General features: G+C 60.0%; 21 protein-coding genes. 16 read left to right on the top strand and 5 right to left on the bottom strand.

From position 1 onward, the window contains the following. Positions 1 to 81: 81 nt before the first annotated feature. From ACR0AC_RS16180 to ACR0AC_RS16155, 6 genes are read left to right on the top strand one after another with little or no spacing between them, the layout of a single operon-like run. Positions 82 to 1,164, top strand: coding sequence for an alcohol dehydrogenase family protein (locus ACR0AC_RS16180; protein ID WP_480874771.1), 1,083 nt, complete (start codon positions 82 to 84; stop codon positions 1,162 to 1,164). Further along, on the top strand, positions 1,161 to 1,739 hold the full coding sequence (locus ACR0AC_RS16175) for a dimethylsulfonioproprionate lyase family protein (protein WP_170522046.1): 579 nt from the start codon (positions 1,161 to 1,163) through the stop codon (positions 1,737 to 1,739). The genes ACR0AC_RS16180 and ACR0AC_RS16175 overlap by 4 nt, the downstream gene beginning before the upstream one ends. Next, complete coding sequence (locus ACR0AC_RS16170) at positions 1,736 to 2,842, top strand: mandelate racemase/muconate lactonizing enzyme family protein (RefSeq protein ID WP_480874767.1); 1,107 nt, start codon at positions 1,736 to 1,738, stop codon at positions 2,840 to 2,842. Before ACR0AC_RS16175 ends, ACR0AC_RS16170 begins: the two co-directional genes overlap by 4 nt. Then, positions 2,839 to 3,123, top strand: coding sequence for a cupin domain-containing protein (locus ACR0AC_RS16165; protein ID WP_480585471.1), 285 nt, complete (start codon positions 2,839 to 2,841; stop codon positions 3,121 to 3,123). Before ACR0AC_RS16170 ends, ACR0AC_RS16165 begins: the two co-directional genes overlap by 4 nt. Then, positions 3,120 to 4,226, top strand: a complete 1,107-nt coding sequence (locus tag ACR0AC_RS16160; RefSeq protein ID WP_480874765.1) for a mandelate racemase/muconate lactonizing enzyme family protein — start codon at positions 3,120 to 3,122, stop codon at positions 4,224 to 4,226. Before ACR0AC_RS16165 ends, ACR0AC_RS16160 begins: the two co-directional genes overlap by 4 nt. Before the next feature lie 34 nt (positions 4,227 to 4,260). Then, entirely contained in the window at positions 4,261 to 5,547 is a 1,287-nt protein-coding gene (locus ACR0AC_RS16155) for an aspartate aminotransferase family protein (RefSeq protein ID WP_480874762.1), read from the top strand. Between the two features lie 212 nt (positions 5,548 to 5,759). Here the strand turns inward: ACR0AC_RS16155 and hemC are convergent, their stop codons facing one another. Then, positions 5,760 to 6,722 (bottom strand): hydroxymethylbilane synthase, encoded by a 963-nt coding sequence (gene hemC / locus ACR0AC_RS16150; protein WP_480585480.1) that lies wholly within the window; start codon positions 6,720 to 6,722, stop codon positions 5,760 to 5,762. Between the two features lie 106 nt (positions 6,723 to 6,828). Between hemC and hemE the strand changes: the two genes are divergently transcribed. Continuing rightward, on the top strand, positions 6,829 to 7,863 hold the full coding sequence (gene hemE / locus ACR0AC_RS16145; protein ID WP_480874760.1) for a uroporphyrinogen decarboxylase: 1,035 nt from the start codon (positions 6,829 to 6,831) through the stop codon (positions 7,861 to 7,863). A gap of 58 nt (positions 7,864 to 7,921) precedes the next feature. Here the strand turns inward: hemE and ACR0AC_RS16140 are convergent, their stop codons facing one another. Then, positions 7,922 to 9,031, bottom strand: coding sequence for a CaiB/BaiF CoA transferase family protein (locus tag ACR0AC_RS16140; RefSeq protein WP_480874758.1), 1,110 nt, complete (start codon positions 9,029 to 9,031; stop codon positions 7,922 to 7,924). A gap of 204 nt (positions 9,032 to 9,235) precedes the next feature. Here ACR0AC_RS16140 and ACR0AC_RS16135 point away from each other — a divergent pair, with 204 nt between their 5' ends. The 6 genes from ACR0AC_RS16135 (at position 9,236) to uvrC (ending at position 15,941) form a co-directional block, all read left to right on the top strand. After that, positions 9,236 to 10,165 (top strand): ABC transporter ATP-binding protein, encoded by a 930-nt coding sequence (locus tag ACR0AC_RS16135; RefSeq protein WP_170737341.1) that lies wholly within the window; start codon positions 9,236 to 9,238, stop codon positions 10,163 to 10,165. After that, positions 10,162 to 10,923 carry an ABC transporter permease gene (locus ACR0AC_RS16130; protein ID WP_480874755.1) on the top strand — a complete coding sequence of 254 codons (762 nt, stop codon included), beginning with the start codon at positions 10,162 to 10,164 and terminating at the stop codon, positions 10,921 to 10,923. The genes ACR0AC_RS16135 and ACR0AC_RS16130 overlap by 4 nt, the downstream gene beginning before the upstream one ends. Before the next feature lie 114 nt (positions 10,924 to 11,037). Continuing rightward, the gene (locus tag ACR0AC_RS16125; RefSeq protein WP_170624218.1) at positions 11,038 to 11,835 is read left to right on the top strand and encodes a S49 family peptidase; all 798 of its coding nucleotides are present in this window, start codon (positions 11,038 to 11,040) and stop codon (positions 11,833 to 11,835) included. Between the two features lie 168 nt (positions 11,836 to 12,003). Beyond that, entirely contained in the window at positions 12,004 to 12,975 is a 972-nt protein-coding gene (locus ACR0AC_RS16120) for a calcium/sodium antiporter (protein ID WP_170522064.1), read from the top strand. Between the two features lie 21 nt (positions 12,976 to 12,996). Beyond that, positions 12,997 to 13,776: an SDR family oxidoreductase gene (locus ACR0AC_RS16115; RefSeq protein ID WP_480874753.1), complete on the top strand. Its 780-nt coding sequence runs from the start codon at positions 12,997 to 12,999 to the stop codon at positions 13,774 to 13,776. A gap of 290 nt (positions 13,777 to 14,066) precedes the next feature. After that, on the top strand, positions 14,067 to 15,941 hold the full coding sequence (gene uvrC, locus ACR0AC_RS16110; protein ID WP_170522068.1) for an excinuclease ABC subunit UvrC: 1,875 nt from the start codon (positions 14,067 to 14,069) through the stop codon (positions 15,939 to 15,941). Here the strand turns inward: uvrC and ACR0AC_RS16105 are convergent. Beyond that, the gene (locus ACR0AC_RS16105; protein WP_480874751.1) at positions 15,938 to 16,822 is read right to left on the bottom strand and encodes a DMT family transporter; all 885 of its coding nucleotides are present in this window, start codon (positions 16,820 to 16,822) and stop codon (positions 15,938 to 15,940) included. The genes uvrC and ACR0AC_RS16105 overlap by 4 nt on opposite strands. Before the next feature lie 169 nt (positions 16,823 to 16,991). Between ACR0AC_RS16105 and pgsA the strand changes: the two genes are divergently transcribed. The 3 genes from pgsA to ACR0AC_RS16090 are packed head-to-tail and all read left to right on the top strand — an operon-like array spanning position 16,992 to position 18,381. After that, positions 16,992 to 17,660: a CDP-diacylglycerol--glycerol-3-phosphate 3-phosphatidyltransferase gene (gene pgsA / locus ACR0AC_RS16100; RefSeq protein WP_170453227.1), complete on the top strand. Its 669-nt coding sequence runs from the start codon at positions 16,992 to 16,994 to the stop codon at positions 17,658 to 17,660. 3 nt (positions 17,661 to 17,663) lie between these two features. Further along, positions 17,664 to 17,909: a molybdopterin converting factor subunit 1 gene (moaD, locus tag ACR0AC_RS16095; RefSeq protein ID WP_170522072.1), complete on the top strand. Its 246-nt coding sequence runs from the start codon at positions 17,664 to 17,666 to the stop codon at positions 17,907 to 17,909. A gap of 1 nt (position 17,910) precedes the next feature. After that, complete coding sequence (locus ACR0AC_RS16090; protein ID WP_480874748.1) at positions 17,911 to 18,381, top strand: molybdenum cofactor biosynthesis protein MoaE; 471 nt, start codon at positions 17,911 to 17,913, stop codon at positions 18,379 to 18,381. Positions 18,382 to 18,714: 333 nt separating this feature from the next. Here ACR0AC_RS16090 and ACR0AC_RS16085 read toward each other — a convergent pair whose 3' ends face one another. After that, positions 18,715 to 19,299, bottom strand: coding sequence for a hypothetical protein (locus tag ACR0AC_RS16085; protein WP_170624134.1), 585 nt, complete (start codon positions 19,297 to 19,299; stop codon positions 18,715 to 18,717). A 368-nt stretch (positions 19,300 to 19,667) separates the two neighbouring features. Next, positions 19,668 to 19,988 carry a hypothetical protein gene (locus ACR0AC_RS16080; RefSeq protein WP_480874745.1) on the bottom strand — a complete coding sequence of 107 codons (321 nt, stop codon included), beginning with the start codon at positions 19,986 to 19,988 and terminating at the stop codon, positions 19,668 to 19,670. Position 19,989 lies beyond the last annotated feature (1 nt).

The raw sequence follows: 19,989 nt of genomic DNA, 5'->3' as shown, positions 1-19,989 counted from the left end.
AGTTGTGAAATTAGCCTGTCGAGCAGAATCGCAGGCCGGGAAACGCGCATCGACCTGTGGCCCAACTCAGGAGACTAAAGGATGAGTCTGCCCGACACAATGAAAGCCATGGTGACCATGGGTCACGGCGGTCTTGAGCAAATGGTGCTGCATAAGGATTGGCCGCGCCCCGAACCCGCGGCGGGCGAAGTGCTGATCCGCGTCGCCGCCTGCGGGCTGAACAATACGGATGTGAACACGCGATCCGGCTGGTACTCGAAGACCGTGACTGATGCCACGACCGGCGGCGCGTTCGAGGAAGTGGGTGAAGACGATCCCACCTGGGGCGGCGCGCCCATCACCTTTCCGCGCATTCAGGGGGCCGATATCTGCGGTCATATCGTTGCCGTAGGCGAGGGTGTGGACAGCGCGCGTATCGGACAGCGGGTGATAACAGACGGCTGGTTGCGCGATCCCGACGATCCGCAAAACATGGACAAGGCCGGATACTACGGGTCCGAGCGGGATGGCGGCTTTGCTGAATATGCCACAACGCTTGCGGTGAATGCGGTGCCGATCACGTCGGACCTGTCGGATGCGGAACTCGCCACATTCTCCTGCTCGTATTCAACGGCCGAAGGGATGCTGACCCGGGCCAATGTGACCAGCGCGGACACGGTTCTGGTGCCGGGTGCGTCCGGCGGAGTTGGCGGCGCGCTGGTGCAACTGGCCAAACGCCGGGGCGCGCGTGTCATCGCGATGGCGTCCGAGGCCAAGCACGAGGACGTAGCCAAGCTGGGCCCCGACATGATCCTGCCCCGCGGACCTGACAATCTGCGCGCAGCTCTCGGGGCTGAGAAAATTACCGTTGTCGCCGATGTGGTGGGCGGGCCGTACTGGCCGCAACTGATCGACATTCTGGAACGCGGCGGGCGCTATACCTGCTCTGGGGCCATCGCTGGCCCGATGGTCGAGTTTGATCTGCGCACCTTCTACTTGCGCGATCTGACCTTCACAGGCTCGACCGTGATTGACCCGCAGGTGATGCAGAACCTCGTGAAATACATCGAAGCGGCTGCGATCAAACCGGCCCTCGCCGCCACCTATCCGCTGGAGGAATTGCGGGACGCGCAGGCCGCGTTCATCGCCAAACAACACACTGGCAATATCGTGGTGATCCCATGACACTGGATGATGTGCTCGAAGCCGCGCGGCAACTGCATCAGGCGCATCCCGACCTGTCTGCGTTTGGTTCGTGGCCCACGGATTTGTCGCCTTACCCGTTGACGGCCAACCATATTCCGGCGGCTGATCTGGTGAAGGACTTTGAAATCGCTGGCAGCGATCTGACCCAGCCGCTTATTTCCGCCATCTCTGCCACAACGCATCTGGCGCAGTGGAAACAGACCTATACCGAAGACGAGGTCGGCGCGGATTTCCTGCGACGCTATGGGTATTACGAGTTGTTCGGGCCGACGGGTCATTTCCACTCGACCCAATTGCGCGGCTACATCGCCTATTGGGGGCCGGGGCTGAATTACGACTGGCACAGCCATCAGGCCGAGGAAATCTATCTGACCCTTGCAGGCGGTGCCGAATTCAAAACCACCGAGGATACGGGTGTTGTCGGGACAGATCAGACCCGCCTGCATACCAGTTGGCAAAGCCATGCGATGGTTACAACCGATCAACCGATCCTGACCTTTGTGCTGTGGCGCGGAGAGGGGATGGGTGATCTGCCCAGAATGGATGCGGCATGAAAATCACTCGGATACGCGTCTATCAGACCGGGCTTCCGTATGTCGGCGGGGCATATGCCTGGGGGGCTGGCAACGCCATCGAAACCGCCACCGCCTCGGTCGTGGTCATCGACACCGATGCCGGGCTGCAAGGCTGTGGCGAGTTCACGCCCTGCGGTGAAAACTACATGGTTGCCCATTCCGAAGGCGTGGGTGCGCTGGCGCGGCTGGTGGCTCCGCACCTTCTGGGCGAAGACCCGCGTCAGGTGGCGCGGATCGAGCAGTTGATGGATCATCTGGTGCAGGGCCACGGCTATGCCAAGGCCCCCTTTGATGCGGCCTGCTGGGATGTTCTGGGGCAGGCCTGCGATCAGCCGGTCTGGATGCTGCTGGGCGGCAAGTTGACCGATGGGGCGCCGATGTACCGGGTCGCGCCGCAGAAGGCGGTGGATGAAACCGTGGCCGAGATGGATCGTTACCGCGATCAGGGTTACCGGCAGTTTCAGGTCAAGGTGGGCAGTGACTGGGCCACCGACATTGACCGTATCCGCACCACGGTTCCATTGCTGAAACCGGGCGAGAAGGCGATGGCCGATGCCAATCAGGGCTGGCGCGTGGACAATGCGATCCGGGTGGCCCGCGCCACGCGCGATCTGGATTTCATTCTGGAACAGCCCTGCCGCACCTATGAGGAATGCCAACAGGTGCGCCGCGTTGCCGAACAGCCGATGAAGCTGGATGAATGCGTTACAGGTATCCACGCGGCGCAGCGCATCGTCGCGGATCGCGGGGCCGAGATCTGTTGCCTGAAAATCTCGAACCTCGGCGGGATCAGCAAGGCGCGGCGGGTGCGGGATTATCTGGTCGACAACCGCATCCCGGTTGTCAGCGAGGATACCTGGGGCGGCGAGATCACATCCTCGGTTGTGGCCCATTTCGCCGCCTCAACCCCGCCAGAGTACCTGCAGAACACAACTGACCTTATGAACTATAACACCCGATCCACCGGCATCGGCGGCCCGACTGCCCGTGACGGCAAGCTATACGCGCCCGACACGCCCGGTCTTGGCGTCAAACCGGATTTCGAAAGCCTCGGCGCGCCTGTGGCGGAGTACGCGTTATGAGACCACAGGCCGTTGCCACTCAGATGATCGACGACGCACGCGTGCGCGTGACGCGGTTTGACTTTGCGCCCGGTGCGGAAACCGGATGGCATCGCCATGCGATGGATTACGTCATCACGGCGATTACCGATTGCCACATGCGTTTGGATCTGCCGGACGGAACGGTCAACGAGGTGACCGTGCCCGCCGGAACCGCTTATCGCCGCGATGAAGGGGTCGAACATAATGTCATCAATGCCGGGGATGCCCCGATGTCCTTCGTGGAAGTGGAATTGAAATGAAGATCTCCCGACTTTCGGTCTATCACGTCGATCTGCCTTTGGAGCATCCCTACTGGCTGTCCGGTGGGCGGTTGAAGTTCGAAATGCTGGACGCGACGCTGGTGAAGATCGAAACCGATGCCGACCTGACTGGCTGGGGTGAGGGTACCCCGTGGGGCCACACCTATGTGCCTGCGCACGGGCCGGGCATTCGCGCCGGGATTGAAACGATGGCGCCTTTCATCCTGGGCCTTGATCCACGCAAAGTTCTGGATGTGGAACGGGCGATGGATCTGGCCTTGCCGGGGCATCTCTATGCCAAAAGCCCCATCGACATGGCGTGCTGGGATATTGCCGGACAGGCGGCTGGGCTTCCGATTGCTGATCTGATGGGCGGTGGGTCCAGGACACCGCGCCCGATTGCGTCCTCGGTCGGGGCCAAAACGGTCGAGGAAACCCGCGAAGTGATGGAACGCTATCGCAGCCGGGGCTACATCGCCCATTCGGTGAAGATCGGCGGCAATGTCGAACGTGATATTGCCCGGGTCCGCGACGTCGAAAGCATCCGGCGACCGGGTGAGATTGTCCTCTATGACGTCAATCGCGGCTGGACCCGGCAACAGGCCCTGCGGGTCCTGAGCGCCTGCGAAGACCTGAACGTGATGTTCGAACAACCCGGTGAAACGCTGGACGATATCGCCGCACTCTCGGGCCAGCACGCTTCGCCCGTGTCGGTGGATGAAAGCCTTGTGACCCTGCAGGACGCTGCCCGCATCGCGCGTGACGGGATCGCCGAGATATTCGGGATCAAGCTGAACCGCGTCGGCGGCCTGACCAAAGCCGCGCGGATGCGGGATATTGCGCTGGCCCATGGCATCGACATGTTCGTGATGGCCACGGGTGGCAGCGTGCTGGCTGATACCGAAGCGCTGCATCTGGCAGCCACCATCCCGGATGACAATTGCCATGCCGTCTGGTCCTGTCAGGACATGCTGACCGTTGACATTGCAGGCGGTCGCGGCCCCCGCAATGTCGACGGTCACCTGCACCTGCCCGAGACCCCCGGCCTTGGCGTACACCCGGATGAAGACGCGCTGGGCGATCCGGTTGCCGTTTACGAATAGACACTGATTTTATTGAATATGGAGATCGCGTGACATGCTGAAGATCAACACTCAATCCGAATGGATCGACCGCGCGAAGGCTGTTTTGCCCGCAGGCGGGTTTGGGAATTTCGATCCGGGCATCATCATCTCGCACGGCGAGGGCAGCCGCGTCTGGGATGAAGATGGAAACGAATATATCGACTACCTGATCGGATCGGGGCCGATGCTGCTGGGCCATGGCCACCCCGAGGTGATGGAGGCCGTGCTGGAGCAATTGCCCAAAGGCATGACCTTCTTTGCCAACAACACCAAAGGTATCGAACTGGCCGAGGCCATCATCGACGCGGTGCCCTGCTGCGAACAGGTGCGCTTTGTCGCTTCGGGCGGCGAGGCGGATATGTATGCGATCCGGCTGGCGCGGGCCTATACCGGGCGCGACAAGATCCTGAAATTCGAAGGCGGCTATCACGGCATGAGCGCCGAGGCGCAGATGAGCCTGGCCCCCAGCCGCCAGGTCAATTTCCCGCAAGCCGTGCCCGACAGCGCCGGAATTCCGCAAGGCGTGGCCGATCAGATGCTGATTGCGCCTTACAACGATCTTGAGGCGGTGGCGGCGCTGCTGGATGAACATGACGACATTGCCGCCGTCATGGCCGAACCGTTGCAGCGGATCATCCCGCCGATGCCCGGTTATCTGCAAGGGCTGCGCAAATTGTGCGACAAGCATAACGTGCTGCTGATCTTCGATGAAATCGTCACCGGCTTCAGGCTGGACTATGGCGGGGCGCAGGAGCGGTATGGGGTTACGCCCGATATCTGCACCCTGGGCAAAATCACCGGCGGCGGCTTTCCTTTGGCAGCGTTGGGCGCAAGTGCCGAGATCATGAAGCATTTCGACAAGGCGCAAGTCGGTCAGGAGGGATGGCTGATGCAGCTTGGAACCCTGTCCGGCAATCCCGTTGCGTCGGTTGCCGGTCTGAAAACGATGGAGATTCTGCGCCGCGAGGGGACCTACGACCGTTTGCGTGACATCGGTACCCGGTTGCAGCAGATGCTGACGGGCGCTTTGGATCAGGCCGGCATCGCGCATCAGATTTGCGGGGACGTGACCCTGTTCGACGTTTACTTCACCGACAATGCCTGCCGAGACTATCGCAGCGCCAAACATGATGACCCCAAGCATAATGTCGTGTTCAATGAGGTTCTGCGAACCCATGGCGTGTTCAAATCACCAGGCAAGCTATACCCGTCACTGGCGATTACCGAGGCCGATCTGGAGCAGACGCAGAACGCCATTCATCATGCGGTCGCAGCGCTCAGCGAGACCATGCAGGGCTAGAAAATAGTCGGGTCGCTGTTGTTTCCAACAGCGACCCTGCACCTTCTGAATGTCGGGCTCAGCCTCGCCCCCTCGAATACTTATTAAAACACCAACTATCTGAAACTCTTCGATACATTTCGAGACTGATCCAACTTTTCAGCCGGTATGATCACAGTCTTGCCGCAATCTGAGACGTGGAACAGTGAACTAGTTCACATTGGTTAAAATTATCAGGAGTTTCTCCAATCGAAGAAACCGGGGCCTGCGTTTTTCAACAGGATTTCGGCCATTGCGCGTCCCATCTCGGCCCCATCCTCGATGGACCCAACGGTATCTTCGGAAATCGCTTCTGATCCATCGGGGCGCAGAACTTCACCGCGCAGGCGGAGTTGGCCCTCCTGAATCTCGGCCAGACCGGCGATGGGGGTTTCGCAGGATCCGTCCAGCGCTGCCAGCAGGGACCGTTCAGCGCTGAGGCGCTGGCTGGTTTCAGCGTGGTGAATGGCCTCCAGCAGAGCGGCCGCGCGGGCGTCATTGCTGCGCCGCTCGATCCCGATCGTGCCTTGTGCAATCGCGGGCAGCATATCGTCTGGCGAGATTGCGGTTGCCGGAACCTCATCCATATCCAGCCGCCGAATGCCCGCCATCGCCAGAAAGGTGCAATCCGCCACGCCATCGGCCAGCTTTTTCAGCCGGGTCTGAACGTTACCGCGAAACTCGACGACGTTCAGATCCGGGCGGCGGTTCAAAAGCTGCGCCCGGCGGCGCAGAGACGAGGTGCCGACCACCGCGCCCTCGGGCAGGTCGTGAATCGATTGCAGATGCGGCGAGATGAACGCATCCCGCACATCCTCGCGCGGCAGGAACGTGTCCAGCACCAGCCCGTCGGGCTGTGCCACCGGCATGTCCTTGGTGGAATGTACGGCGATGTCGATGTCTTCGCGCAGCATCGCCTCTTCGATTTCCTTGGTGAACAGGCCCTTGTTGCCGATCTCTTTCAGGGGACGGTCCGCGTCGATCATCGCGCGGTTGTCGCCGGTGGTCTTGATCACAACGATTTCGAACGCGTCATCGGTCAGATCAAACGCGTCACGCAGCCTTTGGCGCGTCTCGTAGGCCTGAGCCAGAGCCAGCGGCGAGCCTCGGGTCCCAATTCTGAGAGGTGATGCGGGGGTGGGCAGGGTCAAAGTCATACGCACAGCTTTAGTCGCGTCACATTGCCCTGACAATGGGGGCAGAGCTTGACAAATTGCCACTGAGCGCCGACCCGTTGCCAAAACCTGATTTCTGGGGATGACAATGGCCGAGACGAAAAAACTGCTGCGGGCACTGGCGGGTGAAGTACAGGATGTGCCGCCGATCTGGATGATGCGTCAGGCCGGTCGGTATTTGCCCGAATACCGCGCGACCCGGGCGCAGGCGGGGGATTTCCTGTCGCTTTGCTATAACCCGGAACTGGCGGCCGAGGTCACATTGCAGCCCATTCGCCGCTATGGGTTCGACGCGGCGATCCTTTTTGCCGATATTCTTTTGGTGCCGCAGGCGCTGGGTGCGGATTTGTGGTTTGTGACAGGCGAGGGGCCTCGTCTGTCGACGATCACGCAGCAGTCGGAATTTGATGCGCTTAGACCGGTTGAGGATATTCACGAGACCCTGTCGCCGGTCTACGAGACGGTTCGCATCCTGTCGCGGGAACTGCCGTCCGAGACCACGCTGATCGGATTCGCAGGTGCACCCTGGACGGTGGCGACCTACATGATCGCGGGGCGCGGCACGCCGGATCAGGGGCCTGCCCATGCGCTGCGGGAAGAGAACACCGTATTGTTTGAGGCGCTGCTGGAGCGGATTACGCTGGCGACGATCGAATACCTCTCGGCCCAGATCGAGGCCGGGGCCGAAGTGGTCAAGATCTTCGACAGTTGGGCCGGATCGTTGAAAGGTGAAGCCTTCCGAAAATATGCGGTCGAGCCGTGCCGGGTGATCACTCAGGCGATCAAGGACCGGCATCCCGGCATCCCGGTTATCGGCTTCCCGCGTGAGGCTGGTGACGGTTATATCGGGTTTGCACAGAAGACCGGCGTGGATTGCGTGGCGCTGGACAACTCGGTCGCGCCGGATTGGGCGGCAGAGCATGTTCAGGTGGATGGCTGCGTGCAGGGCAATCTGGCCTCGTCCCATATGGTGACCGGCGGGCAGGCGCTGGTGGATGAAACGCGGCGCATTGTCGAGGCGTTCTCGAAAGGGCCGCATATCTTCAACCTTGGGCATGGGATTACACCGGACGCGGATCCCGAGAATGTTCAGTTGATGATCGACGCGGTGCGCGGGCGGTAAAGGGGAAGGGGGCCAGCCCCCTTCTTGGCCTGCGGCCAATTCATCCCCCGAGATATTTTTAGCCAGATGAAGGGGCGGATCCGCGCTGCATGTCTAGCTCGGCTCTGATGTCCTCGCTGTGTTCGCCGCGGGTAGGGCTGGGTTTGGCAGTCCACGGATGGTTCGAGAATCGTGGGGCGGCGGCGGCCTGCAGGGTGCCATCCACCGTCTGCCAGGTTTGGCGGCTTTTGTTCATCGGGTGTGTCAGGGCTTCGGTCGGGCTGAGCACCGGGGCGACGCAGGCATCGGTGCCCTGAAACAGCGCGGCCCAGTGATCGCGCGGGTGTTTGCAGAACAGCGCGGCGAGGCGTCGGGTTTGATCGGGCCAGAGGGCCGGGTTGAATTGTTGGGCGAAGTCGGGATCGTCGGTCAGGCCCATGAGGTGCAGGAATTGAGTGTAAAACTTGGGTTCGAGGCATTGCACCGTGACATAGCGCCCGTCTGCACAGGTGTAGGTGCGGCTCCAATGCGGGCCGTCCAGCATGCTTTGGCCCCGGGTGTCGGACAGGTTGCCGGTTTGCCGCATGGTCATCAGCAGGTTCATCATATGGGCCGAGCCATCATAGATGGCGGCGTCGACGACGGTGCCTTGCCTGGTACGTTGCGCATTGATCAGACCCGCCAGCAGGCCCGACACCAGATAGAGCGCGCCACCGCCGATGTCGCCGACCAGTGTGGCGGGGGTTTGGGGCGGCGTGTCGGGTGTTGAGCCGTACCAGAGTGCGCCCGATAGGGAGATGTAATTCAGATCATGCCCGGCGGTTTGCGCCAGCGGGCTGTCCTGCCCCCAGCCGGTCATCCGCCCGAAGACCAGCCTGGGATTGCGTGCAAAACAGACGTCGGGTCCAAGGCCGAGTTTTTCCATCACGCCGGGGCGAAACCCTTCGATCAGGGCGTCGGCGGTATCGATCAGGCGTTTGGCCGTTTGAAGATCGTCGGGGTCCTTGAGGTCCAGCGCAATCGACCGTTTGCCCCGGTCCAGCACCGACTGGTCCGGCATGCCGGGCGTGGGGTTGCCGGATTTGCGGTGGATGGTGATCACATCCGCACCCAAATCGGCCAGCAACATGGCGGCAAACGGCGCGGGCCCCAGCCCTTCGATTTCGATAACACGTAGTCCGTTAAGCATTCGGTTCCTCCATGGTGCGGCCTTCGGGGTATCGGCAGGCGGGCAGGGGATCAATGCGTTTCTGGCCGCAGCGCAGTGGGCGATCGGGGCGGTGTGCGTCGCACTCTGATTGACCTTTCGGCAAAAATGCTCAGAACACTGTGCGGAAGTGACCTGTTCCGCGTGCGGATCGCGGGATATGGTCGGCCAAAACGGGGACCGTGCATGACCGCCATTTTGTCCATAAAGGATTTGCGCAAATCCTATGCTGACGGGTTTGAAGCGCTGAAAGGCGTGTCGCTGGATATCGAAGAGGGTGAGATTCTGGCGCTGCTGGGGCCAAACGGGGCGGGCAAGACCACCTTGATCTCGACAGTTTGTGGTATCACCACCCTTAGTTCAGGGTCGGTCACCGTTGGTGGGCATGACATTCAGACCGAGTTTCGCGCCGCCCGCAAGATGATCGGGCTTGTGCCGCAGGAGATCGCGCTGGAGCCGTTCGAGAAGGTCTATAACACAGTGCGGTTTTCGCGCGGCTTGTTTGGCCACGGCCATGACAGTGCGCGGATCGAGGAAATTCTGCGCAAACTGTCGCTGTGGGACAAACGCAAGAATGCGATCAAGGAATTGTCCGGTGGGATGAAGCGCCGGGTGTTGATCGCCAAGGCGCTGGCGCATGAGCCACGTGTGTTATTTCTGGACGAGCCAACCGCCGGGGTCGATGTCGAGCTGCGCAAGGATATGTGGGAGATCGTGGCCGAATTGAAACGGGCCGGTGTCACCATCATCCTGACCACCCATTACATCGAAGAGGCCGAAGCCATTGCCGACCGCGTCGGGGTCATCGACAAGGGTGAGTTGCTGCTGGTGCAGGATAAGGACACGCTGATGGCGCAGATGGGCAAGAAGCAGATCGAGGTCATGCTGACCGAGCCCATAACGGACATTCCCGACGCTCTGGCGGCGCATAATCTGGTTCTGAACGGCAATGGCGACGCGCTGGTTTATACCTATGACACCCATGCCGACCGAACCGGGATCACCACGCTGTTGAATGATGTGGCGCAGGCCGGGCTTGTCTTGCGGGACGTTCAGACGCGGCAATCCAGCCTGGAAGAGATTTTTGTCAATCTGGTGTCGGGAGAGCCTGCATGAACTGGTCAGCCGTTGCCGCCATTTATCGATTTGAAATGGCGCGGTTTTTCCGCACCCTGGCGCAGAGCTTTCTGTCGCCTGTCCTGTCCACGTCTTTGTATTTCGTCGTTTTCGGCACCGCCATCGGCAGCCGGATTCAAGAGGTCGAGGGCGTCTCCTACGGGGCCTTCATCGTGCCGGGGCTGATCATGTTGTCGGTGGTGATGCTGTCGATCTCGAACGCCTCTTTCGGTATCTATTTTCCCAAGTTTCTGGGTACGATTTACGAACTGCTATCCGCCCCCGTGAACTTTATCGAGATCGTCATCGGCTATGTCGGGGCGGCGGCGACCAAGGCGTTGTTTGTGGGAATCGTGATCCTGATCACGGCGACCTTTTTTGTGGATATCCGCATCGAACATCCCTTTGCCATGACCGCGTTTCTGATCCTGTCCTGTCTCAGCTTTTCCTTGCTGGGCTTCATCATCGGCATCTGGGCCAGCAATTTCGAGCAGATGTCGCTGGTCCCGCAGCTTGTCGTGACCCCGCTGATCTTTCTGGGCGGGACGTTCTATTCGATCTCGATGCTGCCGCCGCTGTGGCAGACCATCACCCTGTTCAACCCGGTTGTGTACCTGATCTCGGGCTTTCGGTGGTCGTTTTACGGGCTTGCAGATGTGCCGATTGTGTTCAGCCTGCTGGCGATTGTGGCCTTCACCGGGATCTGTCTTGGCGTCATCGGATGGATCTTCAAAACCGGTTGGCGCATCCGCAGCTAGGCCACTGGCGGGCGTTGCATTTTTGCCCATTGGTGTCAGGAAATTGTCTCACGTCACGTTTTGCGATCTGAGAGTCCCTTGTTTAGACGTTGGGGGCACTCTACATCGGCACGCATGAAACTCAGCCTGCCGTTTGTCAAAAAGCACCCCGTTGTGGCCGTCGTGCGCCTGTCCGGAGCCATTGGTATGGCCGGGCGCGGGGCGTTGAACGATACCTCTCTGGCGCCCGTGCTGGAGAAGGCGTTTCGCAAGGGCAAACCGGTTGCCGTCGCGCTTGAGGTCAATTCGCCCGGTGGATCGCCGGTGCAAAGCTCGCTGATCGGGGCGCGGATTCGGCGGTTGTCAGACGAACTGAAGATCCCCGTGATCGCGTTTGTCGAGGATGTTGCTGCCTCGGGCGGGTATTGGCTGGCCGCGGCGGCGGATGAAATCTGGGCCGACGACAGCTCGGTTCTGGGATCAATCGGGGTGATCTCGGCCGGGTTTGGGGCGCATGAGTTTCTGGCAAAGCAGGGGTTTGAGCGGCGCGTGCATACGGCAGGCAAGTCGAAATCGATGCTTGATCCTTTCCGGCCGGAAAAGAAAGAGGATGTGAAGCGCCTGCAAGGCCTGCTGGGCGACATCCATGAAAACTTCATTGCCCATGTCAAAGCCCGCCGGGGCGACAAGTTGGACGAAAACGCCGATCTGTTCACGGGCGAGGTCTGGCTGGCCAAACGCGCGCAGGAATTGGGTCTGATCGAAGGCATCGCCCATCTGAAACCCAAGATGCAGGAACGGTTCGGCGAGAAGGTCAAATTCCGTCGCTACGGTCTGCGCAAACCCATCTGGTCGCGCATTGGGGCCTCGCTGGCGCAAGACGCCATTGCAGGGTTAGAGGAGCGGGCGGCCTACGCGCGTTTCGGTTTGTGACGTGATCATCAAGATTGTCACTTTGTTTCTGGTCGCCATGGGTGTTTTGGCGATGTTCGGCAAGCTGCGCTTTCCGGGGCAAAAGCGGTTGAGTTCCGCAAAATGCCAGCGCTGTGGCCGGTTTCGGATCGGCAAGGGCCCGTGCGCCTGCGAAAAAGGAGGCCGGACATGACGGCATGGCTGCTCTCCGGCCTTGGGTTGGTGATCCTGCTGCTGGCCGGCGATGCGTTGGTGCGCGGTGCGGTGAACCTGAGCTTGCGGCTGGGTGTACCAGCGCTGATCGTCAGCCTGACGATTGTGGCCTTTGGCACCTCGGCCCCCGAGTTGCTGATTGCGATCAGTGCGTTGAAGGAAAACGCGCCGGGGATCGCTTTGGGTAACGTGGTCGGGTCCAATACCGCCAATATTCTGCTGGTGCTGGGTGTTCCTGCCTTGCTGGCGACCCTGCACACCAGCGAGTGTGACAGTCGTAAGAACTATGTGTTCATGCTGCTGGCCAGTGTGTTGTTCATCGGTCTGGCGTTTTGCGGGGTCTTCAATCTGGTCAGCGGTGCCATTTTGCTGGCCGCGCTTGGCCTTGTTCTGTGGAATGCGTTCCGCGAAGCCAAAGCCCACCGCAAAGCCTGCGCTGATGCCGAGAACGGATGCGCCGAGGACGAAGAACTGGACGGTCTGGAAGAGGCCGACCCGGACATGCCGTACTGGAAGATCTCGATCTACCTGATCCTGGGTCTGATCGGCCTGCCCATGGGCGCGCACTTGCTTGTGGACAATGCCACCGTCATCGCGCGGATGTACGGGATCAGCGAGACGGTGATCGGGTTGACGCTGGTTGCAGTCGGAACGTCTCTGCCCGAACTGGCCACAACCGTTATGGCGGCGCTGCGGCGTCAGGCGGATGTGGCGCTGGGCAATGTGATCGGGTCGAACATGTTCAACCTGCTGGCCATCGTCGGCATCGCCACATGGTTCGGCAACATCCCCGTCGACCCGGAATTCCTTGAGTTCGATCTGTGGGTCATGCTGGGCGCATCGCTGCTGTTGATCCCGTTTGTGTTCTTCAAACAGGACATTTCCCGGATCTGGGGTCTGGTGTTGACTTTCCTTTATGCGCTTTATGTCACCACATTGCTGATGTGACCTGACAGAAAGAGGTAGCCCATGACCCGAGCGTTAGTGACCGGAGCCGGTATCCGTCTGGGCCGCGCCATGGCGCTGTATCTGGCCGGGCGCGGGTATGATGTGGCTGTGCATTACGCGACGTCCGAAGGACCGGCGTCAGAGACCGTTGCGCAGGTTGAGGCCCTTGGCCGGAAAGCCGTTGCGCTGCAGGCTGATCTGCTGGGTGAGACTCAGGTCACCGCCCTGCTGCCACGCGCGGCCGAGGCGCTGGGCGGGCCGATCACCTGTCTGGTGAACAATGCCTCGATCTTTGAATACGACAATATCAAAACCGCAACGCGCCAAAGCTGGGACCGGCACCTCGACAGCAACCTGCGCGCGCCCTTTGTTCTGACACAGGCGATGGCCGAGCAGGAATTGCAGCCCGAGACTGATGCGCAGGGTGAGCCTGTAGCGACCGGGCTGATCGTCAACATGGTCGATATGCGGGTGCGCAAGCTGACGCCCGAGTTCATGACCTACACCATCGCCAAGATGGGCCTGTGGGCATTGACCCGGACGGCGGCGCAGGCGCTGACGCCTTCGATCCGCGTCAATGCCATCGGGCCGGGGCCAACCATGCAAGGCCACCGCCAGTCCGAGGCGCATTTTCAGGCGCAGCGCGCCAACACCGTGTTGGAGCGCGGGGCGAATCCTTCGGATATCACGGCAGCTTTGGGTTATTTCCTGGATGCGCATGCGGTCACAGGACAGCTTTTGTGCGTGGATGGCGGGCAGCATCTTGGGTGGCAGACGCCGGATGTGCTGGGGGTAGAATAAGCAATTCCCGTGCAAGTTTTGCACCGCTCTCATTCGTGTTACCTGTCCGTTACAAAAATGTCTTTTTTTTCATGCACTTGCTAAGTGTTCAAAAAAATAACATTTAAAAACAATATGATATGGCATTGCCTATTTTTTGTGCAACTTGACGAAACAGCAAGGAAACAAGGAAAAATCCAGCCTAACGGAAACTTATCTTCACACTTATCCACAGAAACCGTGGATTTGTTTTCTCTTGAACTGAGACGCACAAGATTGCAGCCATTGTCAGGGAATCATATCTCAGGGCCATGACCTCCCACAGCGAATCAACTTCGGACACTCAGCCAACCGGCTATGCCTGCATTCAGCGTTACGTGAAAACGCTGGATAGCTCGCCCGGTGTGTATCGGATGCTGGATGGGGATAGTCGGGTTCTCTATGTGGGCAAGGCGCGGAATCTCAAGGCGCGGGTGTCGAATTACACGCGCCCCGGGCATTCGGGCCGGATCGAGAAGATGATCGCCGCGACCGCCTCGATGATGTTCCTGACCACACGGACCGAAACCGAGGCGCTGCTGCTGGAACAGAACCTGATCAAGCAGCTCAAGCCCAAGTACAACGTGCTGCTGCGGGATGACAAAAGTTTCCCGAATATTCTGGTCGCCAAGGATCATGCCTTTCCGCAGATCAAGAAACATCGCGGCGCGAAGAAAGAGAAGGGTGCCTATTTCGGGCCGTTTGCCAGTGCAGGCGCAGTGAACCGGACTCTGAACCAACTGCAAAAGGCATTTCTGTTGCGCAACTGCTCGGATTCCATGTTCGACAGCCGCACGCGGCCCTGTTTGCTGTATCAGATCAAGCGCTGTTCTGGGCCGTGCGTGGACCTGATCAGCGAGGCCGACTACCGCGAAAGCGTCAGGGATGCGGAACGCTTCCTGTCGGGGCGTTCGACCAAGGTGCAAGAGGAACTGGCCGAACAGATGATGGCCGCGTCCGAGGCGATGGAGTTCGAACGCGCCGCCGGTCTGCGCGACCGTATCCGGGCTTTGACGCAGGTGCAGACGTCTCAGGGCATCAACCCGCGCGGCGTGGCCGAGGCGGATGTGATCGGCCTCTATATGGACAGCGGGCAGGCCTGTGTGCAGGTGTTCTTCATCCGGGCCAACCAGAACTGGGGCAACAAGGATTTCTATCCGCGCGTGGGGGCTGATGTGTCGCCTGCTGAGGTGATGGAGGCCTTCCTTGGCCAGTTCTACGACAACAAGGAGCCACCCCGGCAATTGATCCTGTCGGACGGGATCGAAAACGCCGATCTGATGCAGCAGGCGCTGACCGAGAAGGCGGGCCGCAAGGTAGAGATTCTGGTGCCTCAGCGGGGTGAGAAACAGGAACTGGTCGCCGGTGCCCTGCGCAACGCGCGTGAATCACTGGCCCGGCGCATGTCGGAAAGCGCCACGCAGGCCAAGCTGTTGCGCGGCGTGGCCGAGGCGTTTGATCTGGACGGGCCTCCGGCGCGGATCGAGGTTTACGACAACTCTCACATTCAGGGCACCAACGCGGTGGGCGGCATGATCGTGGCTGGCCCCGAAGGTTACATGAAAAACGCCTATCGCAAGTTCAACATCCGCGGCGACGACCTGACCCCCGGCGATGACTTTGGCATGATGAAAGAGGTTCTGACCCGCCGTTTCACCCGCCTGCAAAAGGAAGACCCCGACCGCGACAAAGGGTTATGGCCCGATCTGCTGCTGATCGACGGCGGCGCGGGGCAGGTGAGCGCCGTGCATGAGATCATGGTCGAACATGGCGTCGAGGATATTCCGATGGTTGGCGTCGCCAAAGGTATCGACCGTGACCACGGCAAGGAAGAATTTCACCGCATCGGCCAGCGCCCCTTTGCGCTGAAACGCAACGACCCGGTGCTGTATTTCATTCAACGCCTGCGGGACGAGGCGCACCGGTTCGCCATCGGCACCCATCGCGCCAAACGGGCCAAGGCTGTGGGCGCGACCCCGCTGGACGAAATCCCCGGCGTGGGGGCGGCGCGCAAACGTGCCCTGCTGGCGCATTTCGGCAGCGCCAAGGCGGTCAGCCGGGCCAATCTGGCGGATCTGAAAGCGGTTGAGGGGATCTCAGCCGGGTTGGCGCAGAAGGTTTATGATTTCTTCCACGACAAGGGCTAAGTCCGCCGCCCGCGCCACAGGATATACAGCCCCGAGGCGACGATCAGTGCGGAACCGATCCACATGGTCTGGTCCAGACGTTCTCCGAACATCACCACGCCCAACGCCACACCGAACAGCAGGCGAGAATAGCGGAACGGCGTGACGGCTGCGACCTCTCCGGTGCGCATGGCTTTCATCAGCGATGCATAGGCGATTGTTCCGAAACCCACGGCTCCGGCAACATGCAGGCCTGTGTTCAAATTCAGCGCTGCGACCGGGGCCTGTTCCCAAAAGCTGTAGGCAAACCCGGCGATGACTACGCAGGCAAAGCCATAAAAGCCCAGTACTTCGGTGCCCAGACTGGCCGGCGCCGCACGGCTGGCCAGATCGCGCCCGGCAAATCCTAACATGCCAAACACGGCCAGCAGAGACAGCAGCGTGAAACTCTCGCCGGTTGGTTGGATGATGATCACAACGCCGAGCAAACCGACGAGAATGGCGCTCCACCGTCGCCAGCCGACGGTTTCGCCAAACAACAGCGCGGCGCAGGCGACGACGACCAGCGGGGTGGCCTGCAGGATCACGGTGGCCGAGGACAAGGGGGTCAGCGTGAAGGCCAGTATGTAAAACAGGCGTCCCAATATCTCGAACACGGCGCGGATTTTCATCGCGGGCGACAGCACGTCGGGCTGCCATAACCGAGTGCCACGCGCAAACGCGACACTGGCAAAGATCACCGCACCGCCCGCACCGAACAGGACCAGGATCTGCCAGATCGGCAGCGTCTGGGCGGCAGCCTTCAACAGCGCGTCCTCAAGCGCGAAACACGCCATCGCGCCGATCATCCACGCGCTGCCCGTCAGGTTCGCACGCGCATCGGTTTGAATATTCGGGGTCATATGTCGCCCTTGGCCAAGTCACCCGCAATCTGACGCCATTCCGACCTGGGGCCAAGAGGCAATGCGGCCCCGCACCAAACCCGCAGCGCTTTGAACAACCGCCTGTGATTGGTGCAGTTTTTTGCGCGTTCGTCTTTTCTGTCCTGACCCGGCGATGTAGGGTCTGCGCATGAAGTGGAACTTGCCCAATATTCTGACCCTGCTGCGCCTGCTGGCGGCACCCGGTCTGGCCGTGATGTTTCTGTATTTCACCCGCCCCTACGCAGACTGGTTTGCCCTGATCCTGTTCATGTCGGCGGCGATTACGGACTGGTTCGATGGCTATCTGGCCCGCGCGTGGAAGCAGGAAACCAAGATCGGAGCGATGCTGGACCCGATTGCCGACAAGGCCATGGTGGTGATCGCGCTGATGATCCTTGTGGGATACTCGACCGAGCACTGGACTCCGTGGCTGGTGCTGCCCGCCACCGTGATCCTGTTTCGTGAGGTCTTTGTCTCGGGCCTGCGCGAATATCTGGGGGATGTTGCCGGGACGCTCAAGGTAACAAAGCTGGCGAAATGGAAGACCACGGCGCAGATGTTCGCCATTGCAATTCTGTTTTCGCAGGGGATCTTTGAACACTACTTTGTGATGGCTACGTTCGGCATGGACGCGCCGACCATCGATCAGGTTTTGACCGGCCAGATCGAGGATGTAAACAACATCGCCTGGACGTTGGAGGGCATGTATTGGTCGGGTCAGATCGGGTTGTGGCTGCTTTGGATCGCCGCGACTCTGACATTGATCACCGGCTACGACTACCTACGTAAAGCCATGCCCCATCTGAAGGAGAGCTAAGCGATGGACGTGCTGTATTTCGCCTGGGTGCGCGAACGCATCGGCCTGCCGAAAGAAAAGGTCGCGACCGAGGCTGCGACCGTGTCCGAGCTGGTCGCCGAGCTTAGCGCACGCGAAGATCGGTATGCCGCCGCCTTTGCCGATATCTCGGCTCTGCGCGTGGCGCTGGATCAGGAATTGTCCGACTTCGACGCCCCCTTGGCCGGGGTGCGCGAGGTGGCGTTTTTCCCGCCCATGACCGGTGGCTGAGATGCGGATCGCGGTTCAGGAAGCGCCATTTGATCTGGGGGCCGAGGCCAATGCTTTTGCTGCCGGTGACGACGCCAACGGCGCCATTGTGACCTTTACTGGGGTGGTGCGCGATCTGGCCTCGGGCGATCTGGATGTGATGGAGATTGAGCATTATCCGGGCATGACCGAACGCGCCCTGACCAAGATCGCGGAAGAGGCGCGCGCGCGCTGGTCATTGGGCGATGTGCTGGTGATTCACCGCCACGGACGGCTTGCTCCGGGCGATCGCATCATGATGGTCGCCACCGCCGCGCGGCACCGCAAGGATGCGTTCGAGGCGGCTGAGTTTCTGATGGACTACCTCAAATCCCGCGCGCCGTTCTGGAAGAAGGAAATCACCCACTCCGGCGCGGAATGGGTCGCCGCCAAGGATGAGGACGAAGACGCGCTGACCCGTTGGGATGGAACGTCGCAACTCTCTGAGTCTTGATGCGAAATTTCTGAATCAATGCAGCGTGACCCGACACGTAGCATTGGCCCGAACACCGTGTATTGCTGATCCAGTGTCGGCAGTGCGGGACCAAGTTGTCGTTAAACCCACACGCGCCAATGTCAGCTTCAAGAATGTGCTGGTCACGAAACACTCGGAAATAGCAGTGTTGCGGATCAACGAGCGGGAGTGGTGGCCGAGCGTCAGAAGAAGCCGCCAGTGCCGTCGGACGGGGCTTCTCGCGATTGGTGAGGTACTGGCTAGGGCGAAGGACAAACAGGAGCGTCGAGAGGCACGGTAGAGGGGTCTTGACCTGCGCCACGTGCCAGAACGTCAAGCTGTAATTCCAAGGTCTGCTAGTAGCTTACCAATTTTCTCAGCGAAGCCCCACAACACATTCACGGACTTTATCCGCTCCTCGATTCCTTTGAGAACGCTTCCGATCACAGGTTTAGAACGCTTTCCGGCGATCTGCTCCGACAGGGTCCCGAGCAGTTCGCCTACCTCGTGCTTTTCCTCTTTCGTGATCTCATCGGAATCGACCACAGCTTGCGCGAAGTCTTTGATGGTGTGACCCAGCTCCTCAGCGTCACTTCCTTCCGTGATCGTTATAACTGCATTGATCTTCGCTAGGTCACCAGTGTTCAAAACGCCCACGGATGAATTTGAGATGGTGATATGGTTGTTTGTCATGGGGCGGCTCATTGCTTGGGATAGCGCGCTAACCGGGATTCTACCACCTCCCAGAGGAATGCCCGTCACCATGTCCATTTCATCCATGGCATGGTTCATCATAGCAGCGTTCATCAGGAAGCCACGGTAATTGTTTTCTTGCAGGATCGCATTGCAGGACAGGCACAGATACAGCCCGTTATCGTATTCGTAGAGCGCTGGCCGTTCACATTGACCACATTTCATAGGTTCACTTTATCCTAAGCCAGTGAGGCCGTCATCAACCACTCGATACAGGTGAGTAAGTCGCGCTACTGTATTTCTGCGTGCAATGTTGTTCGAGACCAGCTCTGGTTTTTGATCATAGCGCGAAAAACCGACGTTCGTTGTTGCCGCAGCATCTGACACCTAGGGCTTATAGCCGACACTTCCTAAAGAGCGCCGTACAGATCAGTACTCCTGTACCTAATCTCTTTGCTCCAAGGATGTTTGACTGGCGCACATCTCTGATGTTGAGCGCTCGCCTTGCTATTGATCCAACTATTACGGTTGAGTCAGGTTCGTGTGACGGTCAACAGCTGGCAAGCGCGAAGGTCTCAATTCTGAGGAAACTCCTAATCCGCGTTGTTGATGCGTCCGCGCAGTTCTTCGGCCTCTTGCCGGGCGGCGCGCAGGCCGTCCATGGCGGCGGCGAGTTCCGCTTCGGTCTGGGTCAGCTGGTTGGTCAGTTCGGCTTCGCGCTGTTGCAGGTAGGTGATCGCCTGATCGCGGGTTTCTTCGGCCTCGTGCAGCTCCTGGCTCATCCGGTCCAGATCGGCCACGTCGCTTTGACGCACGCGGGACAGGCGGTGGGCCAGCCAGTTGGCGAACCAGCCCATGCAGAAGGCCGCGAACAGGATGACGGCGGTGGCGAAGATGAATTCGGTTCTGTTCACT

The organism is Ruegeria sp. H7 (assembly GCF_056532945.1).
This window is presented reverse-complemented; position numbering and strand designations above follow the sequence as displayed.